Genomic DNA, 22655 nt, shown 5'->3' with positions numbered 1-22655 from the left:
GCTTCGTCGTCGGAAATCAGCAGGGCGCAGATGACTTCACGGGCCCATTCGCCGGAATGGGCGGCCCGCTCCAGGGGCTTGGGGATGGACTCGGCCAGCAGCACGGCGGCCAGAATCTGGCCCAGCCCCGGCTGGCCGATTCTTTCGATCAGGTTGTCGGGTTCAAGCATTCGCCCGCCGAGGCTGCGGGGCCGCTGGCGATCATCCTCGCCTTCGTCTTCCTGTTCGGCTTCCGCTTCGGCCTGTTTAGCCTGCCGGCGGGCTTCCATGTCTTCGCGCGCTTTCTGCAGGTCCTCGGGCCGAAAGCGCGGGTCCACCGCCTCGATCCGCTTCATGATCGGCGGGTGGGTGGCCAACAAATTGCTCAGCGAGCTGGAAAAGAGCATGTGGCCCACTTCCTCGGTGTCGGCCTCGAGCTTGTCGCCGTGCTGGGCCACGGCAATCTTCTTCAATGCCCCGCCGATGCCGTCCGGCTGACGGGTGAACTGCACCGCCGAGGCGTCGGCCAGATACTCCCGCTGGCGGGAGACGGCGGCCTTGATCCAGCGCCCGAAGAAGACGCCGATGTAGCCGATCAGCATGATGGCCAACCCCACGAAGACAATGCCGCCGGCATTGCGATTGCGGGAGAAACGCCCCGAATGCATGAGCATGCGCCCGACCACCGCCAGGGCCAGGATGCCGAAGAGAATGCCGATCAGGCGGATGTTGAGGCGCATGTCGCCGTTGAGAATATGGGCGAACTCATGGGCGACCACGCCCTGCAGTTCATCCCGGTTGAGGTTTTCCAGGGTGCCCCGGGTCACGGCGATGGCCGCATCGGAGGTGGAATAGCCGGCGGCGAAGGCATTGATGCCCATCTCTTCTTCCAGCACATAGATGTCCGGCACCGGCACACCCGAGGCAATGGCGATCTCTTCAACCACATTGCGCAGACGCCGCTTGAGCGGGTCCCGGGTGTCCGGTTCCACCGGCGTGCCCCCCAACTGCCGGGCCACCACGCTACCGCCCGAGCGCAGCCGCATGCTGCGAAACAGACTGGCAATCCCGATCAGCCCGCCGGTGAGCAGGGAGATCACCAGGATGAGGTCCAGGTGACCCAGCAGGAATTGCGGCGACAGGATGTCGGGCTGTTCCGCCGCCATCTGGGTGTCGCCATAGGCGATCAGCCCCAGGACCAGCACATTGATGGCCGCGATAATGGCCAGCACGGCAAGGGTGAACAGCAACACCAGCTTGCGGGTGTTGGTACGGGCTTTGTCTTGGTGTTCGAAGAAGTTCATGTTGGCGCCTTCGGTGAGCTACGAGCTGCGAGCAGCGAGCTGCGAGCGGGTGAGGCAGCCTCACCCGCACTGCAGCTTCGGATAGTTCAGGGCAAGCAATTAACTACTCGCCATGAGTTTGTGATTGTTTTCAGCTCGCCGCTCGTAGCTCGCCGCTCGCAGCTCAAAAATTAACCTTAACCGCTTCCCGCTTGGCCGGATCTTCAATATCCAGCAGCTCGGCATACTTGAAGTTGAACATGCCGGCGACCAGGTTGTTGGGGAAGGCTTCGCGCTTGTTGTTGTAGGCCATGACCGCGTCGTTGAAGTGCTGACGGGCATAGGCGACGCGGTTTTCGGTGCTGACCAGCTCTTCGGAGAGCTGCTTCATGTTCTCGTTGGCTTTCAGGTCCGGGTAGTTTTCGGACAGGGCAAACAGGCGACCCAGGGCACCGGACAGGCCCTGTTCGGCCTGGCCTAGCTGCTTCATGGCGTTGGGGTCGGTGGGGTCGGCCTTGGCCTGCTTGAGTTTCTCCACCGCCTGGGTCCGCGCCCGGGTGACGCCTTCCAGGGTTTCCTGTTCGTGCTGCATGTAACGCTTGGCCGTATCCACCAGGTTGGGGATCAGGTCATAACGCCGGGTCAGCTGCACGTCGATCTGTGCAAAGGCATTCTTGTAGCGGTTGCGCGCAACGACAAGCGCGTTATAGGTGACGATGGCAAACAAGACCACCAGTAAAACAATGCCGACAATAATCCAGGTTTCCACGTTCTCTCCCCCTTGGGTGCCGTGTTGGAATGACCAGGACAGTTTAGAAGGCGCCGGGTAGCTTCACAAGCTGAGACAGACCCCCTATATGAGGGGGCAGCGTGTTGTTTCTTCTCCCCGTGGGAGCGGACTCATCCGCGATTGCAATCCCGATTCAATCGCGGACGCGGTATCAGCCCTGAGGCGCAACCATCTGCCCATCCCGCAACCGTTCGGCCCCGCGAATGACTACGCGGTCGCCCGCCTGGACCGGACCGCGAATCTCAATTCGATCGCCGCTGCCGATGCCCGTGGTCACTCGGGCCCGGCGGACACTGTTGTCTTCATTGACCACAAACACGCTGATGCCGTCGCTGCGCAGAACCAGGGCGTCGCGGGGGACTGCGAGGACTTCCTTGGCCTCGGCGGTGGGAATGCTGACGCGCACGGTCTGGCCCACCGGCAGCGAGGGCTCAAGGTCCAGACGCATTTCGAAGACGTGCCGATTCTCGGCACCCAGGGTGACCAGGGTGCGCAGACGGGCATCGTGATCTTCCCCGTCAGCGACAAAGCGCAGTGCCCCATTCACCTCCTGAAAGCGGTAGTAGGCCAGGGGCGCACGGGCGACGATCTCCAGGGACTCGGGGTTGAGCAGCCGGATTACCGGCGTACCCACCCCGACCCGTTCGCCGGCCTGGGCCCGGCGTTCGGCGACCACGCCCGGGAAGGGGGCGCGGATGCGACTGCGTTCCAGCTGGTGACGGACCTGGGCCAGGCGGCTTTCACTGACCGCTTTCTCGCCGGCGGCGGTGGCCCGCTCCGAGCGGATGCGATCGACCTCGGTAAAGGAGATCATGTCGCGCTCGGCCAGGCGTTCCAGGCGTTGTTGCTCGGCTTCCAGAAATCGCAGGCGAGACTGGATCCGTTGCACGTCCGCGGCCAGTTCGGTTTCCCGCAGCCGCAGGGCCACGTCCTCGATTTCGGCGAGGATGTCATCGGTGGCGACCCGGCTGCCGACCTCGGCCACATGCAGGAGCCGGCCTTCCACTTCCGCGGACAGGACCGCGTCGCTGCGGGAGACCACGGTGCCCGAGACCTGGAGACTGGGTGCCATCTGGGCCTGTTCCGCCTTGCCCAGGACCACCGGCGCGGGCGGCTGTTGGGCGGCCAGGTTCGGCGCCAGCAGACTCAGGGCAATCAGCAGGCCCATCCAGGGGCTGTGTTTGAATGTAATCACGCGGTGCGGACCTCCTCCTTGAGCCGCAGCAGGCTGGGCAGCAGGATCAGGGTAAACAGGGTGGAAATGGCCATGCCGCCGACGATCACCGCGGCCAGGCCACGGTAAACCTCGGTCCCGGCGCCGGGCATGAGCAGCAGCGGCAGCATGCCGAAGAGACTGGTGGTGGTGCTCATGAGAATCGGGCGCAGGCGCTGGCGCACGGCGGTCTCCACCGCCTCGCGCCGGCCCAGGCCCTCGCGCTCGCCTTCCCGGGAACGGTGCACCAGCAGGATGGCGTTGTTGACCACCAGGCCCAGCAGGATGATGAAACCGATCATGGTGAGCATGTCCATGGCCTGGCCGGTGGCAAGCCCCGCCAGGTTGAGGCCGATGATGCCGCCCACGGTGGCCATGGGCAGGGTCAGCAGTACCAGTACCGCATCCCGGAAGGAGCGGAACAGGGCGGCAATGAGCAGATAGAGGATCACCACGGCCAGGAGAAAGCTGCCCGACAGATTGCGCAGGGTCTCGCCCATGGCCTCGGCGGTGCCGCGGTAGGTGATGATGCCGTCAGCGGGCAGGGCGGCCCGGATCTGGGGGCTGACCCGGGTCTCGATGATGTCCAGCGCGGTTTCCAGGGGCATGTCCGAGGGCGGGGTCACCAGCAGGCTCAGGGTGCGGCGCCGGTCCACCCGGCGGATCTGGTTGGGCCCGGCGGTCTGCTCCAGGCGGGCCAGCTCGCTCAGGGTGGTGATCTCGCCCCTTGGGTTGGCCAGGGGCGTGCCCATGAGTTCTTCCGGCGTACTCCAGCCTTCACGGCGCAGGACGATGTCGAGCCGCCGGTCGCCGTCAAAGTAATCACCCAGGAAGGCCCCATCGCCCAGGGCGCGGAAGGCGGTGGCCACCTGGCCCCGGGTCCAGCCGGCCTCGGCGATGCGGCGATCATCCGGGATCAGGCGTAGTTCGGGTTCGGCCAGTTCCAGGCCGGGCAGGGGGCGAATGTTGGCCCCCGGCAGGGCCTGGTTCAGGGCCATGAAGCCGACCTGGCCGGCGACCAGCAGCTCCTCGAAGTCCGCCGCCTGCAGGTCCACCTGGATGCTGCGCCCGCCCCGGCCGATGAACAGCGGCGCGCGGTTGGCGCCGCCGAAGGTATCGGGAATGCCTTGCACGGCAACGCCGTTCACGAATCCCAACAGTTCATCGAAACGTTTCGGGTCTTCGGCCACGGCGCCGAAGAAGATGCCGCCGCCGAAATAGCCCAGGAACATGTCCTCGATGCGCGGGCCGTCGCCATCGGCCGTTTCGCCGTTGCCGGATTCGAGCAGCAGCGGGCGCATGCGCTCGTTGATCGGAGCGACGATTTCCGTTTCCGCAGTATCCACGCCCAGGCCCGGCGGGGTAACCAAGAAGCCGAACAGGAAATTGCGCTGGCCCTCCGGCAGATAGTCCGCCGGCGGGATCAACAAGGCGCCGATCAGGATGGGGACGGTGGTCAGGCCGCCGATCCAGGCCCAGCGCCGGCGGCGGGTGCCGGTGACGTCCATGATCACGCGGGTGCCCCGTTCCCACCAGTGGGCGTGCCGGTCTGTCAGTGGGCGGTCGCCGAGAAAGCGCCAGGCAGCCGCGGGCAGCACCGTGATCGCCACCAGCAGCGAGCAGATGATGGCGGCTGAGATCACCACCGCCAGGTCGGCGAAGAGCTGGCCGGCCTCGTCCTGAAGGAAGATCACCGGCAGGAAGATGGCCACGGTGGTGGCGGTGGAGGCCAACAGCGCGCCCCAGACCTGGCCGGTGCCCTTGAGAGCGGCGGTGTGGATGTCCTCGCCGGCTTCCCGGCGCCGTACGATGTTCTCCAATACCACGATGGCCGCATCCAGTACCATGCCCACGGCAAAGGCAAGGCCCGCCAGGGCGATCACGTTCACGGTCCGGTCGGCGGCATCCAGGACAAGGAAGGCGAACAGCAGACAGAGGGGAATGGCCAGGGCCACCATCATGGTGGCGCGGAAACGGCGGAAGAACCACCACAACACCCCGATGGCCAGCATCATGCCCAGGATCAGATTGGTGGCCACCATGTTGATGGATTGGGTGATGTAGACGGTGTCGTCATAGAGCTGCTTGATGGTCAGCCCGGCCGGATTGATATGGGTCCGTTCCAGTTCCGCCACCACGGCCTGGAGTTCGCCCATCACTTCCAGCACATTGACCCCCGGCTCGGGAATCACATTCATGGCGATGGTGGGCTCGGCGTTGTGGGTGATCAGGGCGCGGCGGTCGCGCATGACCCGCTCCACCGTGGCCACGTCCCGGAGATAGACCGGCCGGCCCTCGCGCCAGTCCAGGACCAGGTTTTCCATGTCGGCCACGCTGTAGCGTCCGGCAAAGCGCAGGGTATAGCTGCGTCGGCCCATTTCTCGAAAGCCGGCGGAGACGTCGTTGTTCTCGCCTAGCTGCTGGCCGATGCGGGACAGGTCGACACCGATGTTGGCGGCGCGGAAGGGGTCGAAGCTGATGCGGATTTCATAGGGGCGGCCGCCCTGGGGGTTGGCCGAGGAGACACCCGGAATGCGCTCGATGCGTTCCTTGACGACCTGCTCGACGAAATCCTGGTAGCCCTCGATGGGCTGTTCATTGCCCGGGGCGCGGCGGAGGGAGAACCAGGCGATGGTCTTGGCGAAGTCCTCGTCACCGACCCGGATGGTGGGCTCGGTGGCGTCCACCGGATAGCGCTGGACCTGGTTGAGGCGGTTGATGACCTCGATCAGCACCCGGTTGATGTCGGTGCCCACCTGGAATTCCAGGCTGATGGAGCCACTGCCCTGGCCGGCGGTGGCTACCATCCGTTCCAGGCCCGGGACGTCCCGCAGCAGGGCTTCCTGGGGCTCCAGGATTTCCGATTCCACCTCGGCTGGCGCCGCCGCCCGCCAGGCCGTGGACACGGTGATCGACGGGCGCTCGATATCCGGCGTCATCTGGATGGGCAGACGCGACAGGCTGATCAACCCGAAGATCACCAGCAGAATGCACCCCACCGCTACCGCAACGGGGTTGCTCAAGGCAATACGTGTAAGCGGCAAATCCCTTCCCCCCGACCGGCCTCAATGCCGTGATGTTCAAGGGGTGAATTGTAGAACAATGGGGGTGATTCGGGGGGGCTTTTGGGGCCACGAAATGGACACTAAATGTTTGGCCGTGCTGGGTGAGATGCGGCTTATCGGAACCCCCTGTAGGCGCGGATTCATCCGCGCAATGGCCGGAATCCGCCGCCCCGCCCTTCAATCCACCTGTACCCGCCGGCCATCCTCGATGCGGTCGCCGGGGTGGGTGATGAGGGTTTCGCCGGCTTCAAGCCCCTCGGTGATCTGGGTGCGCAGGCCGCTGCGGCGGCCGGTTTCCACCGCGCGCAGCTGGGCGCGGCCGCTCTCCACCACGAAGACATGCCATTGGTCGGCCCGGCGGAACAGGGCGCTGGTGGGGATGTGGATCACGTCCTCGCCCTCCCAGAGGATGAACCGGGCTTCCACCCGGAACCCGTCCCCGAGGGATTGCCATTTTTCCCGCGGGCTGCTGATCCGGACCATGACCGGCACCCTTTGTTCGTCCACGCCCAGGGCGGAGACGCGCATGAAGCCGCCGGGCTCGACCCGGCGGACTTCGCCGGCGAGGACCGCATCACCGCCCCAGCGGTCGATTTCCACCCGCATGCCGGGCCGGACCCGAACCGCGTCCATGGACAATAGGTCCACCTGGATCTCCAGGTCCGACAGGTCGCCGATTTCCATGATCTCTTCTCCGGCCTGGGCCGGGCCTTCGCAACAGCGGTTGCGGCGGGTGATGGTGCCGCTGATGGGGGCGCGTACCGCGAGCGTGGGTTGATCGGTGCGGGCCCGTTCGCCATCGGCAATCTCCAGGTTGGCGCGGGCTGCTTCCCGCTCGAAACGGGCGACCTCCACCGCATGGCTGGCCCCACGTTCGGCGGCGCGGGCGGCATCCCGTTCGGCGCGGGCGCGGTCGAGTTGCTCCGAGGAGACCAGATCGCGCTCGTGCAGGGCCTGGATGCGCTCGAACTCGGTCTGCGCCTGGCGGTGGCGTGTCTGGCGGGTTTCCAGCTCCGCCTCGGCTGCCTCCAGGCGGGAGCGGGCCGCAGCCACCGCCTCCCGGGCCTGTTCCCGGGCCCGAGGATCCAGCGCCGGGGCGGGCAGGGCTTCGAGCTCGAACAGGGTCTCGCCCGCTTCCACCTCGTCACCGGGCTCCAGTTCCACCCGGCGCAGATAGCCGTGAATGGGGGAGGACACCGTGTAGGGATCCCGCAGGCGGGTACGGCCCTCGTCCTCCACCCAGGCCTCGAAATGCCCCTGTTTCACCTGGGTCACCGAGATCGGCACCGGACTGGGCATGACGGCCAGGATCAACAGCCCCAGCAAGGCGAGACCGATCAGGCTGGGAATGATTTTCTTTCGGGTGCTCATAGCATTCACTCAACGGTTTTCAGGGCCGAAACCATGTCCAGCCGATACAGCCGGCGGGTGATCAGAAGTAGCGAGAGGATGGTCGCCACCACCACACCGAGGGCAGAGAAGGCATAGGTCTGGACCGATATCACAAAGGGAATACGGAACATGTCCATGGCCATGGCTTCACTCAGGGCCAGGGCAAAGCCGGTGCCCATCAGCCATCCCACCGGGATGGCAATCAGGGTGATCAGTGCCAGCTCGCCAATCAGAATCCAGGAGACCTCCGCCCGGGTGAAGCCCAATACCCGCAAGGTGGCCAGTTCCCGTTCCCGTTCCGCGAAGGCAATGCGGGCATTGTTGTAGACCACTGCGAAGGCGATGGAGCCGGCGAGCAGGAGCAAAAAGCCCATGGTGACCAGAACCGTGTCGGCGATGTATTCACGGATCCGTCGTTCGGCGTCGCCGATCAGTCCGATGCTGGCCACCCGGGGCACATCCCAGAGGGCGTCAAAAAGTTCATCGTTGCGGGCATTGTCAGTCAGAAGCCAGGCGCCGGAAATGGCAGGGCCTTCCCGCATCAGTCGATTCAGGGCGCGGCGTTCCATGTAGGCGCTCACCCCCAGGGGCTCGGAGACCACGCCGGCCAGTTCCACCTCCAGAGTCCGTCTGTGCCCTTCCAGGATTTCCACGGTCAGTGGATCACCGGGACGCAGCTGGAGATGATCGGCGAGAAAGTCGGTCAGCAGTAGCCCCTCCGGCGGCAGGCTGATGGGGCGGTGTTGTTTGTCGATCAGGCCCAGCAGTCGCGGTTCGGTGTCCATGCCCTGAATGCTGGTGCGGTAATCATGCTGCTCGTTGATCAGACGGACGGGGACATTGCGAAAGCCTTCGGCGAACTGCACGCCGGGCACATGCATGAGTTCGTTCAGTGACCGCTCCGGGGTGGGGTCGGTGAAGTGGAGAATGACATCGGACTTCTGGACCAGGCGGTACTGAGTGTCGAAAAGCTTGTCGACGGCACCGAACTGGAAACTGCCCACCAGCATCAAGGCGGCGGACAGGCCGATGCCCAGGGCGGAGAGCGTGGCCTTGAAACGATGGCGGGCCAGGTTGCGAAGAATGATGCGGGTACTCTGATCCAGCAGGCGTCCGAGACGGGACCGCTCGATCCAGCCCTGCTTGAAGGTCTCCGGGGCCGGCGGTCGCATGGCCTCGGCCGGGGCCAGGGACACGGCCCGACGCACTGCCCGCCAGGTACCCAGCGCTGCCGCGCCACCCGCAACCGCTACCCCCAAGAGGATATAGCGGGGCGCGATTCGGGCATCCAGCTCTGGAAAGCGAAAGTACTCCAGATAGACCTGGACCAGGTGGTCGGCCGCCCAGCCGCCCATCAGCACACCTGCCACTGCCCCTACCAGCACCACAATCCCGGTCAGGGCGCCATAGTGCAGGGCCATGTCCCGATTCGAATAACCAAAGGCCTTGAGCACGGCAATGGCCTGGCGCTGGGTTCGGATGATCCGGCCCATGAGCACGCTGAGCAGAAAGGCCGAGACCCCCAGGAATATGGTGGGCAGCATGACCGCCATGACCCGGAGCTGGTCGATCTCCTCCTCAAGGAAGCGGTGGGAGAGCTGATCATCCCGGTCATGGGCACCGATGCCGCCGTAAGGGGCGAGAATTTCGTCGATGGCGTCAATCACCGGCTCGGCGTCGGCGCCTGCCTGCAGGGTGAAGACCGCACTATTGAAGGCCCCATCCAGGTCAAAGGCATTGGCCACCGCCCGGCGATTCATCCACAGCACGGCAAAGCGTTCATAGTCCGGCAGGATGTCGGCCGGCCCGATCTGATAGATCCATTCCGGTGACAGGGCGATGCCGCTGACCGTCAGCCGTTCCTCGCGGCCATTGATGATGGCGGTCAGGCGGTCCCCGGCGCGCAGATCATGGGCCTCGGCGAAGGGTTCACTGATGGCGACCTGATCGGAGCGGCCCGGCTCGGGCAAACTGCCTTCCCGCAGGTAGAGGGCATTGATATCCGGCTGGCGTCCGTCGGGAATGGAATGCAGTTGCCCGCGGACCGGATCGCTGTAACCGGGCACCTCCAGACGAATGCCAGCCCGTATCCGGGTCTCGACGCGATTGACCCCGGGAATCGCGCCCAGACGTTCGCTGACCGATTCCGGTGCCCGGGTCAGTGCGACAAAGACATCGGCGAAGCGCTGTTCTTCATAGAAGCGTTGCTGGCTGTGCTGGATGGATTCCAGGTTGGTGACCGCCAGAATCAGGGTCATTACCCCGGCGGCAATCACCACCGCAATGGCGGCGACCTGGCCCTTGAGACGACCCAGGTCGCGCAGCAGCTTGCGGTGGATGGTCTTCACCAGTGCAGCTCCCGAGGTGACTTGCGGCTGTCGTTCACGTGCACGTCGGAAACCCGGCCGTCACTCAGCTGAATGACCCGGTCGGCCATTTCGCCGATCACCTGATTGTGGGTGATCACGGCGGTGGTGGTGTTGAGTTCCCGGTTGATGTGTTCGATGGCTTCCAGTACCCGGATGCCGGTCTTGGAATCCAGCGCCCCGGTGGGCTCGTCACACAGCAGTACCGCCGGGCGCTTGGCGATGGCCCGGGCAATGGCCACCCGCTGCTGTTCGCCGCCGGAGAGCTGGGAAGGGAAGTGATCCATGCGCTCTTTTAGGCCCACCAGTTCCAGGGCCTCCTCCGGGCGCATGGGGTTCCTGCTGATCTCGGTGACGATGGCCACGTTCTCGCGGGCCGTGAGGCTGGAGATGAGGTTGTAGAACTGAAAGACAAAACCCACGTGGTCGCGACGGAAGCTGGTCAGCACCTTCTCCCCGGCCCGGACCAGGTTCTGCTCGCCGTAGCGGACCACGCCATCGGTGGCGCTATCGAGTCCGCCAAGGATATTGAGCAGGGTGGACTTGCCCGAGCCCGAGGCGCCGAGCATCACCGTCAGCTCGCCCGCGTAGAGTTCCATGTCCACCCCCCGCAGGGCGTGGATTTCCACTTCACCCATGCGATAGACCTTGGTCAGGCCCCGGGTGGAGAAGATGACTTCCTTGTTCACTGATTCGGTCGCCTGCATGAAAACGCCCCCGCGTTCCGTGGTGGTTCAATGTAGCAGCTTTGGGGGGGTGTGATTTGATTTGGGTCAAGGGCAAGGAGCCCCGGCTTCGACCAGCGGCGCCGTAGGAGCGGATTTATCCGCGATCACGATCCGTCAGGTGGCACGCCGCCAACGGATAAACCATTGGTTACGGCAAATTGGCGCGTTGTCTGGAAGGTGTCGCGTCATCCGATAGATTGTTATCGCGGATAAATCCGCTCCTACGGTGCCTGTGGTGGTTTGTGGTGCACCCCACCTTCCCAACCCCGGACAATCCCTGTCGGAATTTTTTGATACCTCCTGTCCCCCCATTGCCTTGCCCCCTACCCCCTGAATAAAACAGAGCAAAAACAACCAAAAGGGGGAACACCAATGGCCATCACCGCCTGGCCCGTGGCCGAGCGGCCGCGGGAGAAACTGCTTGCCCGTGGGCCCGAGGCCCTGTCCGATGCCGAGCTTTTGGCGATCTTTTTGCGCACCGGCGTGCCCGGCATGACCGCGGTGGATCTCGCCCGGGATCTGCTCGCCCAGTTCGGCAGTTTGCGGGCCTTGCTCAATGCCTCGAAAGAGGACTTCTGTGCCGGTCGCGGCATGGGCGAGGCCAAGTATGTGCAGCTTCAGGCGGTGGTGGAAATGGCCCGCCGGCATCTGCATGAAGAGCTGGAGCGGGGCGAGGTGCTGTCCGATCCCGGCCGGGTCCGGCGCTTTCTCACCGCCCGCCTGCGGGACCTGCCTCACGAGATATTCGCCTGCATTTTTCTCGACAATCGTCACCGTGTGATCCGCTTCGAGGAACTGTTCCGCGGCACCATCGATGGCGCCGCCGTCCCGCCCCGGGAAGTGGTCAAGGCAGCGCTCGCCCACAATGCCGCCGCCGTCATCCTCGCCCACAACCACCCCTCCGGCGTGGCCGAACCCTCCCGCTCCGACCGCAACATCACTGATCGATTGCGTGATGCCCTCGGCCTGGTGGATATCCGCGTGCTGGATCATTTCGTGGTGGGTGATGGGGAGGTGGTGTCGTTTGCGGAGCGGGGGTGGGTTTGAGGGGGTCAGGGGTGAGGTGTCAGGGGTGAGGTGTCAGGGGTGAGGGGGGATCGCGGATAAATCCGCTCCGACGGTTGCACCAATTGCCGACGCAGGAGCGGATTTATCCGCGATCAAATACATCGATCTTCGTCCGTAGGAGCGAATTCATTCGCGATAGGCGCGGAAGCTGTCGCAAAACATAAAGGGGGAGGGTAAATGCATAGGCCGTTCGGTGGTGCCCGGCTTCTGCGCAAGGGGCGGTGTTCACTGGAAGGGCAGGTCTACATGATCACCGCTTGCATCTGGCAACGGGCCCCTATCCTGGACACGCTCCATGCAGCGCGCATCCTGGTTAAGGAATTCCGACTGATCGAACAGGAAGCCATGGCCCGCAGTATTAGTTATGTGATCATGCCGGATCATTTTCATTGGCTGATTCGTTTGGGGCAGGTTGCTGACCTTTCCGGGATCGTTAAGCAAGTAAAGGCTCGGTCGGCCTATCGCATCAATAAGAGGCTCGGTCGCAGGGGGCGACTATGGCAGCCCGGATTCCATGATAGGGCGATCCGGGAAGAGGAGGATCTGCGTACGGTGGCCCGCTATGTGGTTGCCAATCCCTTAAGGGCGGGGTTGGTGGAGGATATTGGTAAATGGCCGTATTGGGATGCGGTTTGGTTGGAGGGGGGAGAGGAAGACAGGCCGCTTGATCCTTGAGGGTTGGTGGGGGATCGCGGATGAATCCGCTCCTACGGCGGGTCTGCTGTTGATCGCGGATGAATCCGCTCCTACGGCGGGTCTGCTGTTGATCGCGGATGAATCCGCTCCTACGGCGGGTCTGCTGTTGATCGCGAATGAATCCGCTCCTACGGCCCGAGGGGGTATCCTGGTTCTCGAATGAATTCCGCTCACAAGAGTCGCCGGTGCCGCCGTAGGAGCGGATTTATCCGCGATTCAGCCTTGGGGGCCGGCACCACCAGCCATACTACCCCTCCACCCTCTCCAATCTTCCGCTACAATGCCCCGGATTCGAATTTTGGGAGTTCGTCATGGGATTTCGTCTGCGAGTACCGCATACGCTGACGCTGTTGTCGGTAATGATTGTTATCGCGCTGGCCATGACCTGGGTCGTGCCCCAGGGGAATTTTGAGCGCGAGACCCGGGTGACCGAGGAAGGCCAGGAACTGCAGGTGGTGGTGCCGGGGACATTCGAGTTGGCCGAGGCGAGGGAGACTCTTACGCCCTGGGATATGTTCGTGGCCGTGCCCCGGGCCATGGCCGCGGCCCAGGACATCATTTTCTTCGTGCTGATCATCGGCGGGGTGCTGGCGGTGGTCCGTGCCACCGGCACGGTGGACGCCCTGATCGGGCGATTACTGGAGCGCTTCGGCGACAAACCCGGCACGCTCATCTTCATGGTGATCTTCTTTTTCTCTCTGGCCTCGGGGAGTATCGGCACCGCCGGGGAGTACATACCCTTTGTATTGATTCTGGTGGCCCTGTGCCGGGCCATGCGACTGGACGCCATGACTGCGGTGGCGGTGACCATTTGCGGTTACGGCATCGGCTACGGGGTGGCCATCTTCAATCCCTTCACCGTGGTCATTGCCCAGAGCATTGCCGAGGTGCCGATCTATTCGGCGGCGTGGTTCCGGGCCGCGATTCTGGTGCCCTTTGTGTTGATCGGGGTGCATCATGTCTATCGCTACGCCATGCAGGTCCAGGCTGATCCGAATCGCTCACTGGTCAAGGGGCTGGAAGTACCCGACCAGGGCGAGCCGCCGACGGAGTATCCTGCCCTGGACATTCGCCATCGCCTGATTCTGGGGCTGTTTCTGGCCACCATCGCGCTCACCGTCTGGGGCATTGCGACTCAGGGCTGGTGGTTGTCGGAGATGGGGGCCGCCTTCCTGGTCTTCGCCGTGGCTTCCATGGTGGTTGGGCGGCTGGGGGCTGACCAGGCCGCCGAGCGCTTTATCCAGGGGGCAATGGAATTGGTGCCCACGGCCCTGCTGGTGGGTTTTGCCCGCTGTATTGCCCTGATCATGGAGGATGGTCAGATCCTGGATACCATTGTCCATGGTCTGTCCCAGCCGCTCAGTCATCTCTGGCCCCAGTTCTCGGCGGTGGGCATGCTCGTCATTCAGAGTATTCTCAACCTCTTCATTCCCTCCGGCTCCGGCCAGGCCTTCGTGACCATGCCGCTGATGGCGCCGGTGGGGGATCTGGTGGGTGTGAGCCGGCAGGTGGCGGTTTTGGCCTATCAGTTTGGTGATGGCTTCGCCAACATGATCGTGCCCACCAATGCCGTGCTCATGGGGATATTAGGGATTGCCGGGGTCTCCTACGGGGCCTGGTTCAAGTTCGCCTTCCCGCTGTTCCTGAAGCTGCTGGCCGCGGCCGCGGTGGTCCTGGTTATCGCCGTTACCTTCGGTGCAGCCTTCCCGGGCTTCTAGTGGGCGGCCACCATTCCACTGCAAAACGCCCGCCTCGTGCGGGCGTTTTGCTTTTTGGGGGCTTTGGGGCACCCCCCATGGGGGGTCGCACCGAACAGCGGGGCCCGCTATGGTGATTCCCTAGGGAGGACTATGCAAAATGCCAGTAGAAAATACTCATTTTTCCATTTCCATTCGGCGCCTCTGGGCGCTTTTGTTGTTGGCCGCGATCCTGGGGCTGTCTGCCTGTGGAGAGACCCGGCAGGACAATGGTCGTGACGGCGTGCTCGTTGCGGGTGAAAAAGTCGAGGCGCCCCAGTCTCTGGAGCGGGCTCGGGCGGTTCATGCCCTGTCGGTGAACCGGGAGCGTCTCCTGGCCATGACCGAGGCGGAGACCGTACGTGGTTTTCTGCACCTGCAGGACGGCACGCGGCTGGATTATCGCGTCACCCATGTGGAGGGCGATCCCCCCCGGGTCTGGCGCGGTGATCTGATTTCCGGCGACGAGCGGGTCAGCGGGTTCACCCTGAGCCGGACGGGCAATCGCCTGGCCGGTGGCTTTCAGGTCGCCGATCAGCGTTTCCGCCTGGCCAGCCAGCGAGAAGGCGGCCACCTGCTGGTGGAGTTGGCGCATGAGGATGCACCGCCTCATGGCCAGCCCCTGGTTCCGGAAAAAGATGAAGAGGGCAAGGAAAAAGAAGGTGGCTAAGTGAGATGTGGCCACTGCCACATCGGGCGTGAGCCAGGGGAATTGGCTTTCGCCATGGATTGTTAAAGCGAGTCGGCGGTATTGGGAGGGGAGTCTGGTCTGCCGGCCAACGGAGCCGAAATATGAGAAGCGCGAAACTGTTTCCAACGAGCCTGCTTGCCGGGGTCGTCTTTGCTTGTCTTAGCGTTCAGGTTCTGGCTGGGGACTCCGTGGCGGTGGAGCAACTGGCCAGTCCCAGTGAAGCGTCCGATTGGCCCGCCTGGGTCTCCGACCGACAGCCTGTCGCTCTGGATGTATCCCGATTTGCCGCCGGCGGCAGTCTCCAGGCGGAGTTGCTGCCGGGGCATGACTTTATCCTGAAATCCATTGATGTCGAGCACCGGGGTGAGCAGAGCTTCGCCTGGCGTGGTCATGTTCTGGACGGTGACCGAACGGTCGGTGGCGGGACCCTCACTTTTCAGGGCAATCGGGTCAAGGGTTTCCTGCAACTGAATGGCGAGGAATATCACCTCAGCAGCTCGGCCAAGGGCTATTACTGGCTGGACCGCCTGGACCCTGAGGCCCGTCCGGCCATGCATCCCGAGGGCGCCCCTTATGTGCCGGATGTGGAAGTGGAACGGCCGCTGACTGAGTTGCCGCCGGTCAGTGCAGACGATGATCCGCCGGTGGTGGATGTGATCGTTTTCTACACCGAGGATGCCATTGGCAGCTTTTACACCGATGAAGCGGATATCCGCCTGTCCATCCAGAGTGCGGTGGATATGAACAATACTGCGCTGATCAACAGCGACGTGGACGGTCGGGTTCGGTTGATGGCGCAATTCTTCTGGGATTATCAGGAAACCGAGGAGGGTAGTGATGTCCTGAACGCCAGTCGTACCAGTAGTTACACGACCGGCCTGCAGGATCTTTATTCTGCCGATCTCGTTGCCACCATTACGTCGGATACCGATGTCTGTGGTGTGGCCTGGCTGCTGACCGGATACACCAATAATTGGCACCTTGGTTATTCCATGACTTCCGGCCATCCCAGTTGTCTGGGCGGTCAGACCTTTGCTCATGAGCTGGGTCATAACATGGGGCTGCACCATGATGAGGCCAACCTCGGCGAAAATACTACCAGGAATGACCTGATCGAGTATTTTGCCACCGGCTATTTTGTCTCGGGTGAGTTCCGGACGATCATGTCCTACACGAACCAGTGTGTCGGTGGTTGTCCGAGAGTTGACCATTTTTCGGATCCGGAAATTGATGAGCAAGGTTCCGGTCTGCCGACCGGCACCAGCGACGACAACAATGCGGAAGTCTTGCGTCGCTCCATGCCCTATGTTCAACAGTGGCGGGAGCAACCCACAACTCTGGCGGAAGCCAGCGGCGAATCCAGTAATGAGCTCGAGACAGGAGGTAACCACCTCTGGGTGGCCCAGGCCGATTACACCCCGGATGGGGAAGACTATGCCTTGCTGAGTGGTCCGGTCTACGACCAGGAGGAATCCTGGCTGGAACTGACCAATCTGGGTTCGGAATCCACGGGCCTTATATTCCAGGTGCGGACCACGGTAAACGATAGCGAAGGTGAGTTGCATGTCTATGCCGATAGCAATTCGCTGGCCGTATTTGATGACCTGTCGGATGACTGGGTCAGTCGCAATGTCTCCGTGCCGGCCAACACGGATGCCGTCCGCTGGGTCTGGCGGCCATCGGCGGGTGCCAAGCCGGATGATATCGGCATGGTCGCGCTTGCCGACATGGAGCGTGATGACCTGGCGGAAACGAGCTACTTTGGCACGGTGTTGAACGTGGAGGGTGAGCCCGTCGCCGATGTCGATGTGCGCGCCCTGGATGACGACGGCAACACCATGGGCACCAGCACCACGACGGCCGGCGATGGCAGTTTCGAGTTGACGGTTGAACATCCGGAAGGTGACGAGCCGTCGGATCTCGAGCTCAGTGGTGAAGGTGTTCAGGAGAGTGAGCATGCGGCCGCCAGTTGTGATGAGGAGGCCAACCCCTGTTCATTGACTGCCACCGGGGTTGCCCGCGAGATTGCTGGGCAGGTCAGCGGCATGCTGGCGGGTGAGTCGGTGACGGTGGATGCAGGCCACGGTGCCGAGGGGACCTTTACCTCGGATGTCAGTGGCGTGGCCGATTTCACCCTGGCCGCGGATTCCCTGCTGAGCTATGGGCCGCTGGATGTGGAAGCGGATGGCTACGATGTGACCTCCGCCGAGATCAGCAGCATTGATGTTCGCGCCGAGGATGCCACCGGTTTGGGTGTCACCCTGGGCACCGAGCCGCCGGTCATCCATGTGGTGGATGTCGTTGATGCCACGGAGTCGGGGTTTACCGTCGAGGTCACCTTCGACGCTTTCAACCGTGATGCCACGGCCATCCTGAGCTATGGCGAGGGAGAGGACGAGGTCGTCGATGAACAGACAGTGGTTGGGACTACTGACGGGCATCTTCTCACCTTTGAAGTGAGCGGCATGGACTGCGGCAGCAGCCAGGACTTCGAGATCGAGGTGGTCAACGACCACGATCAGCATGACCTGGTCGCGGCCTCGGGTGATTCCGCCGAGTGTTCCGACTCCGGTTCTTCCGGTTGCACCCTGGGTAGCGGTGCCCGCATGGATCCGCTGTTCGGTCTGCTTATGCTGCTGGCCCTGGGTGGGCTGTTGCGGCGCAAGGCCGTGAATCGGAGTGCTGAGTTCTGAGTACTGAGTAGCAAGGAGCAAGATAGGCACTGCCAATCTGATGTGGGAGCGGCTTTAGCCGCGATAGGGGTTGATCGAAGCCCCTGTCGCGGCAGGAATGCCGCTCCCACTGTTTTTGAGGGATAGGGCTAACCCCTCACCCCTCACCCCTTACACCTCACTCCTCACCCTCCAGCCGCCTCCTGGCGCTTCATCCCCCGCGACATATGCACAAAGCCTATGGCGCCGGCCAGGACGAAGGCCAGGGGAATGAGTAGCACCCAGCGGCTGTAGTCGGGTAGGAGAACCACGGCCAGCTGGTAGAGGCCGACCCCCACCAGCGGGGCGATGAGACCGCGCAGGCCGGTGAGGCTGACATGGACACCCATGTACTGGGAGGCCTTGGCCACCGGTGCGAAGTCGTGATGGCCTACGTTCCAGCCCAGGATGCCGCCGGCCATGGCCGCGCCGTAAAGGGCTGAGCCGATCCACATCAGCGGCATCCAGCCGGTGATCGCCGCCAGGGACAGGACCGCGAAGGCGACCACGAAACCCCAGCTTTGCCGGGCGCGGTAATGCACCACATGGCGGGAATCCAGCATGCGGGCCCAGAGGGGAACGCAGAAGGGCATGACCAGCAGGGGAATGGAGCCGGTGACCATCATCTGCTGAAACTGGGAGTAATTCAGTTGCTCGGCAAGGATCAGGATCAGCGGCGCCTTGAGCATCAGGTTACCGCTGCCAAAGACCATCATCAGGCCCATGTAATGGCGAAAGCGTCCGTCCTCGGCGAGAATCCCCAGTGAGGAGAAGGGGTTCATCATCTTTTCCCGGGCCGCAAGCTCATCGCGCAGCAGTTGGCGGTGCCGGCGCACCCGCAGGCGGCGGTAGCCCAGGGCGCCGGCCAGGCCCACCAGGGCCAGGGCGGGCAGAATCACCCGGAAGGCATTTTCATTCTGGTCCATGGCCAGACCCAGGACGATACCCACCCCGCCCATGATCAGGGCCGCGTAGGTCACCAGTCGGCCGGTCATATAGGCCAGGAGCTCACGGGGATAGTTGGCCCGCCAGACGGTGGAACGGATGGTGGTGACCCCGGACCAGCAGACCCTGGCCGCAATCACCCCGACGGTCATCATGATCAGGCCCAGGGCGTTCAGGGGGGCGGCGGCGATGAACAGCAGGCAGAGCACGCAGGCCACCTGGGCGAAGATCAGGAAACGGATCTTGTCCCGGCCCTGACTGCCCCAGGCCCAGAGGAAGCTGAAGATGTTGGCCAGTTGGGGGGCACCGGTGACCAGGGCCACGGCGATCCCCAGCCAGAAGTTCGAGACCTCGCCGGCAAAGGCGTTCTTGACGATGACCCCCGCCACGCCGCCTTCCACCGCCCCGAGGGCAAAGGCCAGCAGGGCCCAGGAGCGAATCTCCCGCGGATAGTGGGCACGGGCCATCCAGGGCAGCTGGCGGCGGGCATAAAGGCGCTTGAGTCGGCTGGTGGTGGCTCCCACGGGCAACTCCGGAGTCGGTGGATGGCGGGCCGCGTATTTTACCTGATCCCGGGCACGGCTATATTGGGGCGAGGTTTCTGGCCTTCCGGCCACTGAGGAGGTTGTGAATGAAAATGCGCTGGATTCTGCCGCTGGGCACACTCGTGCTTGTTGCGGCAGTGCTGGTCTGGCAATGGGTGGGGCGGGAGGCTCCGCCGCCCGCACCGGCAGTGACAGTGGGCGAGGATCTCAACCGGCAAGTACCGGCCGACACGCTGATCTATTTCGGGGGCCGGGAGCCGCTGCCATTGAAGGCGTTGGAGACCGTGTTCCCCGCCATGGATTCACTGCTGGACGAGACCAGTGCTGCGCAGATCCGGCAATGGCAACAGGCCAGCGACGTGGCCGATGGCTTGCGTTTTCTGGCCGCGCTGAGCCTGGAGCTGGATCGGGTGAGCCGTGACGGTGGCGGTGTGCCCGCGATGATGACAAGGCTTGGGGCCGGCCCCGAGCCGGAGTTCGTGGCCTATCTTGATCAGCTGGCACCGGTGCTGCGCTGGCGTCTGGATGACCCCGTCGCCCTGATTGCCCTGGTGGATCATCTTGAAGCGGCGGCGGAGATTGATCACGCAGCAGCGGAGGAGGATAAGGCGGCCGCCTTGTTCCGTCGCTATCCCCTGTACCGCTCGGAGGAGGCAAGTGCCGACCTGGTCCTGGTCGTGCAGGGGGATGTGGCCAGTGTGTTCGTGGACAGTGAGGTATTGGCCGATCCGGCATTGTCCGCGCGCGTTTCAGCTCAGCAGGCCCCGCCTGAGTCGCTGGCCGACAGCGGCGCGCTGGAAGCCATCATGGATCGCCACGGACTGATCCCGGCCGGTCTGGGTTTTGTGGACAGTCGGGCCCTGGTGGGCCTGCTTGGCGCGACCGGGCCGGGCAGTCTGGAGGCCTTGCGGGCCGCTGTTCGGGATGAGGAGACACCGCAGGATCAGCAGGCACTGCGGAGTGAGGCCTGCCAGACCGAGCTGCTGGCCATTGCCGAGAACTGGCCGGGCCTGCGCTTCGGTTTTGCTCAGCTGCCCACGGCGGAGGATCGGCGTCTTGCCATGGAGGTGCTGGTGGATAGCCGTGATCAGCGCACCATGCGCAGCCTCCGGCGCCTGCACGGCCATATCCCGGCGACGCTGATGCGGGGCGAGGCGGAGGTCATTGCCGCCACGGCCCTGGGTGTGAACACCGACGCCCTGCCACGGGTGGCACTGGATTTGTGGCGGCGTTTTACCCGGGCCGACTTTGACTGTGCGCCTTTAGAGACGCTGCAGGCACGGGTGGGCCAGACCAGTCCGGCCCTGCTTGGTCCCGCGCTTTCCTTTGCTGATGGGCTGATGGGCATGAGCCTGAGTGTTCTGGACATGGACGCCGATGACATGCCCGACAGCATGGATGTGCTGGCGACCATCTCGGCCGACGATCCCCAGGGGCTGTTGACCCAGTTCGGGGTGCTGTTTCCCCGCTTTGCGGAGCTGGATGTGCCCAGCGACGGTCGTGGTGTGGGCTTTCAGCCCCCGCCTCCCTTTGATGTCTTGCGGCGTGAGTTGACTCTGGCCCAGCACGGGCGTCATTTCACGATTCACAGTGGCGAGCGCGCCGCGGAGATGGCCGCGGCGATGGGGGATGATGAGCTTGAGGGGCGTGCCCTGCTGCTCATGTTGATCAATCCGGATCTTCATGCCGAGCGGGTGGGGGATGCGGTGAGCCTGGAAGCCATGGTGGGCGAGTCCCTGCCTGCCTGGTTGCCGGCCGAAGGCTGGCGTCTGCGCCAGACGCTGGATTTCACCGAGCGGGGCATTCGCCAGCGCTGGCAACTGGAAGCAGTGGATTGATTGTCTGGCGGCGGGGCTGAGGGGGGCTCCGTCCGGGGGATGGCAGCGGTTGGCCATGGGCGACAAGATTGATTCAAATCAGATGCTTTGAGGGAGGCAGTAATGTCGGAAGAAATGATCATCAAGCTGATTGTCGGTGGGGCCGTATTGCTCCTGGCCATCGCGTTATTGCCCAAATTGCTGGCCCGCCTGAAAGGAAGATTGCAGATCAAGCTGGATCGCAGTGCCGTTGCCTGTGGCGAGACCCTGAGCGGGCATTGCGAGGTCAAGGCCCGGCGCGAGATCGACGGCCGCGCACTGAATGTGGCCCTGGTGGGCGAGGAGATTGAGGAAGTGCGTCGGCATGGGAGCAATGGCCGCAGCCGTCGGCGTCGTTATCGCAACGAGATCTATCGTGACCAGGTACCGGTGAGTGGGGCACTGCATCTGTCTCCGGGTGATGTGGAGCGATTCGATTTCGAGCTGCCGGTGCCGGAATCGGTCCCCGGTCATGGCGGCAAGGCCCCGGAAGGCGCGCTGGCGCAGGGGCTGATGCTGGGGGCCCAGTTGCTGGGTGGACGCCGCCGCTACTATCGCTGGCGCGTGGAGGCCCGACTGGAGGCCAGTGGTCTGGACCTTCGTGCCAGGCAGAAAATTTCCCTGCGCTGAGCAGAACCTGCGCAGGCAGGGGTGAACGGGGGGTGTCATGTCCGGGCTTGCCCGCTTGATCAATGATCTGGGATTGGACGCCGATCTGGAGGCCCGTTTCCAGCGGGAACCACGGGAAGTCATCCAGGATTACGGTCTGAGTCGAGAGGAAGAAGAAGCGCTGGTCTTCGGTTGGCCGGCGGATGAGTCTGCCGGCCAAATGAATCGCGCCCATGTGCTGGTGGTGGAGGATGAGCCGGTCAACCGGGACTTGATGGTTGAATTCCTGGAGATGGAGGGTTTTTCCGTTGACGCCGCCGGGGATGGGGAGGAGGCGCTTCGTTACTGTCGGGACCAGGCCCCCGACATTGTTCTCATGGATATCAACCTGCCCATCCTCTCCGGCCTGGAAGCCACCCGTGAGCTCCGGGACTGGCCATCCATGACGGCAGTGCCGGTGATTGCCCTCTCCGCCCAATCCGAACCCCCTCACAGACAAGCAGCCGAAGCCGCCGGCTGCACGGTTTTCGAGCCCAAACCGGTCAACTTTCCCCGTCTGCTACGCTTGATGCAATGTCTGCTATTGGCCCGACGGGTTTGACTGACCCACTTTAAACGGGTAGCTGGTCCCAAGCGCCATCACGCTTCTTGCTGATGCTCAGAAATGTAATATGCTGGCAAGCAGAGGTGACGGAAGGGACCAATTAATGATGTCCTTGTCGTGATTATTGTCATTATCAGGAAGAAAGGAGTACTTCCATGTCCAAGCTTGCCGATTTGATTCACCGTTTGGGCGAAGATGCCGAGCTGGAAAGCCGCTACGAGAAGGATCCGGAGGCGGTCATGGCGGAATTCGAATTGAGTGAGGAAGAAAAAAAGGCCCTGGCTGCGGGGGACCTGGATGAAATCCGCCGCCTGACCGGTTTGAGCAATATCGAGAAGACCAGTCGGGCCATTATTCGATCCTACGACTGAACTGTCG

17 protein-coding genes are annotated in these 22655 nt (G+C 63.4%); 9 read left to right on the top strand and 8 right to left on the bottom strand.

Annotation, left to right across the window (positions count from 1 at the left end; genetic code table 11):
* From VCB98_RS06225 to VCB98_RS06195, 7 genes are all read right to left on the bottom strand, one after another.
* Nucleotides 1-1283 (bottom strand): M48 family metallopeptidase (locus tag VCB98_RS06225; RefSeq protein WP_346051038.1); only part of this gene is annotated, 1283 nt, incomplete at its 3' end.
* A 163-nt stretch (nucleotides 1284-1446) separates the two neighbouring features.
* On the bottom strand, nucleotides 1447-2031 hold the full coding sequence (locus tag VCB98_RS06220) for a LemA family protein (protein ID WP_346051037.1): 585 nt from the start codon (nucleotides 2029-2031) through the stop codon (nucleotides 1447-1449).
* A 172-nt stretch (nucleotides 2032-2203) separates the two neighbouring features.
* Entirely contained in the window at nucleotides 2204-3247 is a 1044-nt protein-coding gene (locus tag VCB98_RS06215) for an efflux RND transporter periplasmic adaptor subunit (protein WP_346051036.1), read from the bottom strand.
* Nucleotides 3244-6309 (bottom strand): efflux RND transporter permease subunit, encoded by a 3066-nt coding sequence (locus tag VCB98_RS06210; protein WP_346051035.1) that lies wholly within the window; start codon nucleotides 6307-6309, stop codon nucleotides 3244-3246. The genes VCB98_RS06215 and VCB98_RS06210 overlap by 4 nt, the downstream gene beginning before the upstream one ends.
* Nucleotides 6310-6507: 198 nt before the next feature.
* Complete coding sequence (locus tag VCB98_RS06205) at nucleotides 6508-7701, bottom strand: efflux RND transporter periplasmic adaptor subunit (RefSeq protein ID WP_346051034.1); 1194 nt, start codon at nucleotides 7699-7701, stop codon at nucleotides 6508-6510.
* 5 nt (nucleotides 7702-7706) lie between these two features.
* A complete protein-coding gene (locus VCB98_RS06200; protein WP_346051033.1) occupies nucleotides 7707-10070 on the bottom strand; it encodes an ABC transporter permease in 2364 nt (787 codons plus the stop codon).
* Entirely contained in the window at nucleotides 10067-10795 is a 729-nt protein-coding gene (locus VCB98_RS06195) for an ABC transporter ATP-binding protein (protein WP_346051032.1), read from the bottom strand. Before VCB98_RS06195 ends, VCB98_RS06200 begins: the two co-directional genes overlap by 4 nt.
* A gap of 393 nt (nucleotides 10796-11188) precedes the next feature.
* Between VCB98_RS06195 and radC the strand changes: the two genes are divergently transcribed.
* The 5 genes from radC to VCB98_RS06170 all read left to right on the top strand — a co-directional run bounded on the left by radC (nucleotide 11189) and on the right by VCB98_RS06170 (nucleotide 17700).
* A complete protein-coding gene (gene radC, locus VCB98_RS06190; RefSeq protein ID WP_346051031.1) occupies nucleotides 11189-11863 on the top strand; it encodes a RadC family protein in 675 nt (224 codons plus the stop codon).
* Between the two features lie 198 nt (nucleotides 11864-12061).
* Nucleotides 12062-12559: an REP-associated tyrosine transposase gene (locus VCB98_RS06185; protein WP_346051030.1), complete on the top strand. Its 498-nt coding sequence runs from the start codon at nucleotides 12062-12064 to the stop codon at nucleotides 12557-12559.
* 332 nt (nucleotides 12560-12891) lie between these two features.
* A complete protein-coding gene (locus VCB98_RS06180; RefSeq protein WP_346051029.1) occupies nucleotides 12892-14298 on the top strand; it encodes a YfcC family protein in 1407 nt (468 codons plus the stop codon).
* 139 nt (nucleotides 14299-14437) lie between these two features.
* Nucleotides 14438-14986, top strand: a complete 549-nt coding sequence (locus VCB98_RS06175) for a hypothetical protein (protein ID WP_346051028.1) — start codon at nucleotides 14438-14440, stop codon at nucleotides 14984-14986.
* Nucleotides 14987-15108: 122 nt separating this feature from the next.
* Nucleotides 15109-17700 carry a M12 family metallo-peptidase gene (locus VCB98_RS06170; protein ID WP_346051027.1) on the top strand — a complete coding sequence of 864 codons (2592 nt, stop codon included), beginning with the start codon at nucleotides 15109-15111 and terminating at the stop codon, nucleotides 17698-17700.
* 164 nt (nucleotides 17701-17864) lie between these two features.
* Here the strand turns inward: VCB98_RS06170 and VCB98_RS06165 are convergent, their stop codons facing one another.
* Nucleotides 17865-19187: a hypothetical protein gene (locus VCB98_RS06165; RefSeq protein ID WP_346051026.1), complete on the bottom strand. Its 1323-nt coding sequence runs from the start codon at nucleotides 19185-19187 to the stop codon at nucleotides 17865-17867.
* Between the two features lie 107 nt (nucleotides 19188-19294).
* Between VCB98_RS06165 and VCB98_RS06160 the strand changes: the two genes are divergently transcribed.
* The 4 genes from VCB98_RS06160 (at nucleotide 19295) to VCB98_RS06145 (ending at nucleotide 22648) form a co-directional block, all read left to right on the top strand.
* Nucleotides 19295-21046, top strand: a complete 1752-nt coding sequence (locus tag VCB98_RS06160) for a hypothetical protein (protein WP_346051025.1) — start codon at nucleotides 19295-19297, stop codon at nucleotides 21044-21046.
* A 102-nt stretch (nucleotides 21047-21148) separates the two neighbouring features.
* Nucleotides 21149-21694: a hypothetical protein gene (locus tag VCB98_RS06155; RefSeq protein WP_346051024.1), complete on the top strand. Its 546-nt coding sequence runs from the start codon at nucleotides 21149-21151 to the stop codon at nucleotides 21692-21694.
* Nucleotides 21695-21731: 37 nt separating this feature from the next.
* Nucleotides 21732-22274: a response regulator gene (locus VCB98_RS06150; protein WP_346051023.1), complete on the top strand. Its 543-nt coding sequence runs from the start codon at nucleotides 21732-21734 to the stop codon at nucleotides 22272-22274.
* A gap of 158 nt (nucleotides 22275-22432) precedes the next feature.
* Entirely contained in the window at nucleotides 22433-22648 is a 216-nt protein-coding gene (locus VCB98_RS06145; RefSeq protein ID WP_346051022.1) for a hypothetical protein, read from the top strand.
* Nucleotides 22649-22655: the final 7 nt, after the last annotated feature.

The organism is Natronospira elongata (genome assembly GCF_034931365.1).
Taxonomy (GTDB): domain Bacteria; phylum Pseudomonadota; class Gammaproteobacteria; order Natronospirales; family Natronospiraceae; genus Natronospira; species Natronospira elongata.
The sequence above is the reverse complement of the archived record's forward strand: the minus strand, read 5'-3'. Positions and strand labels throughout refer to the sequence as shown.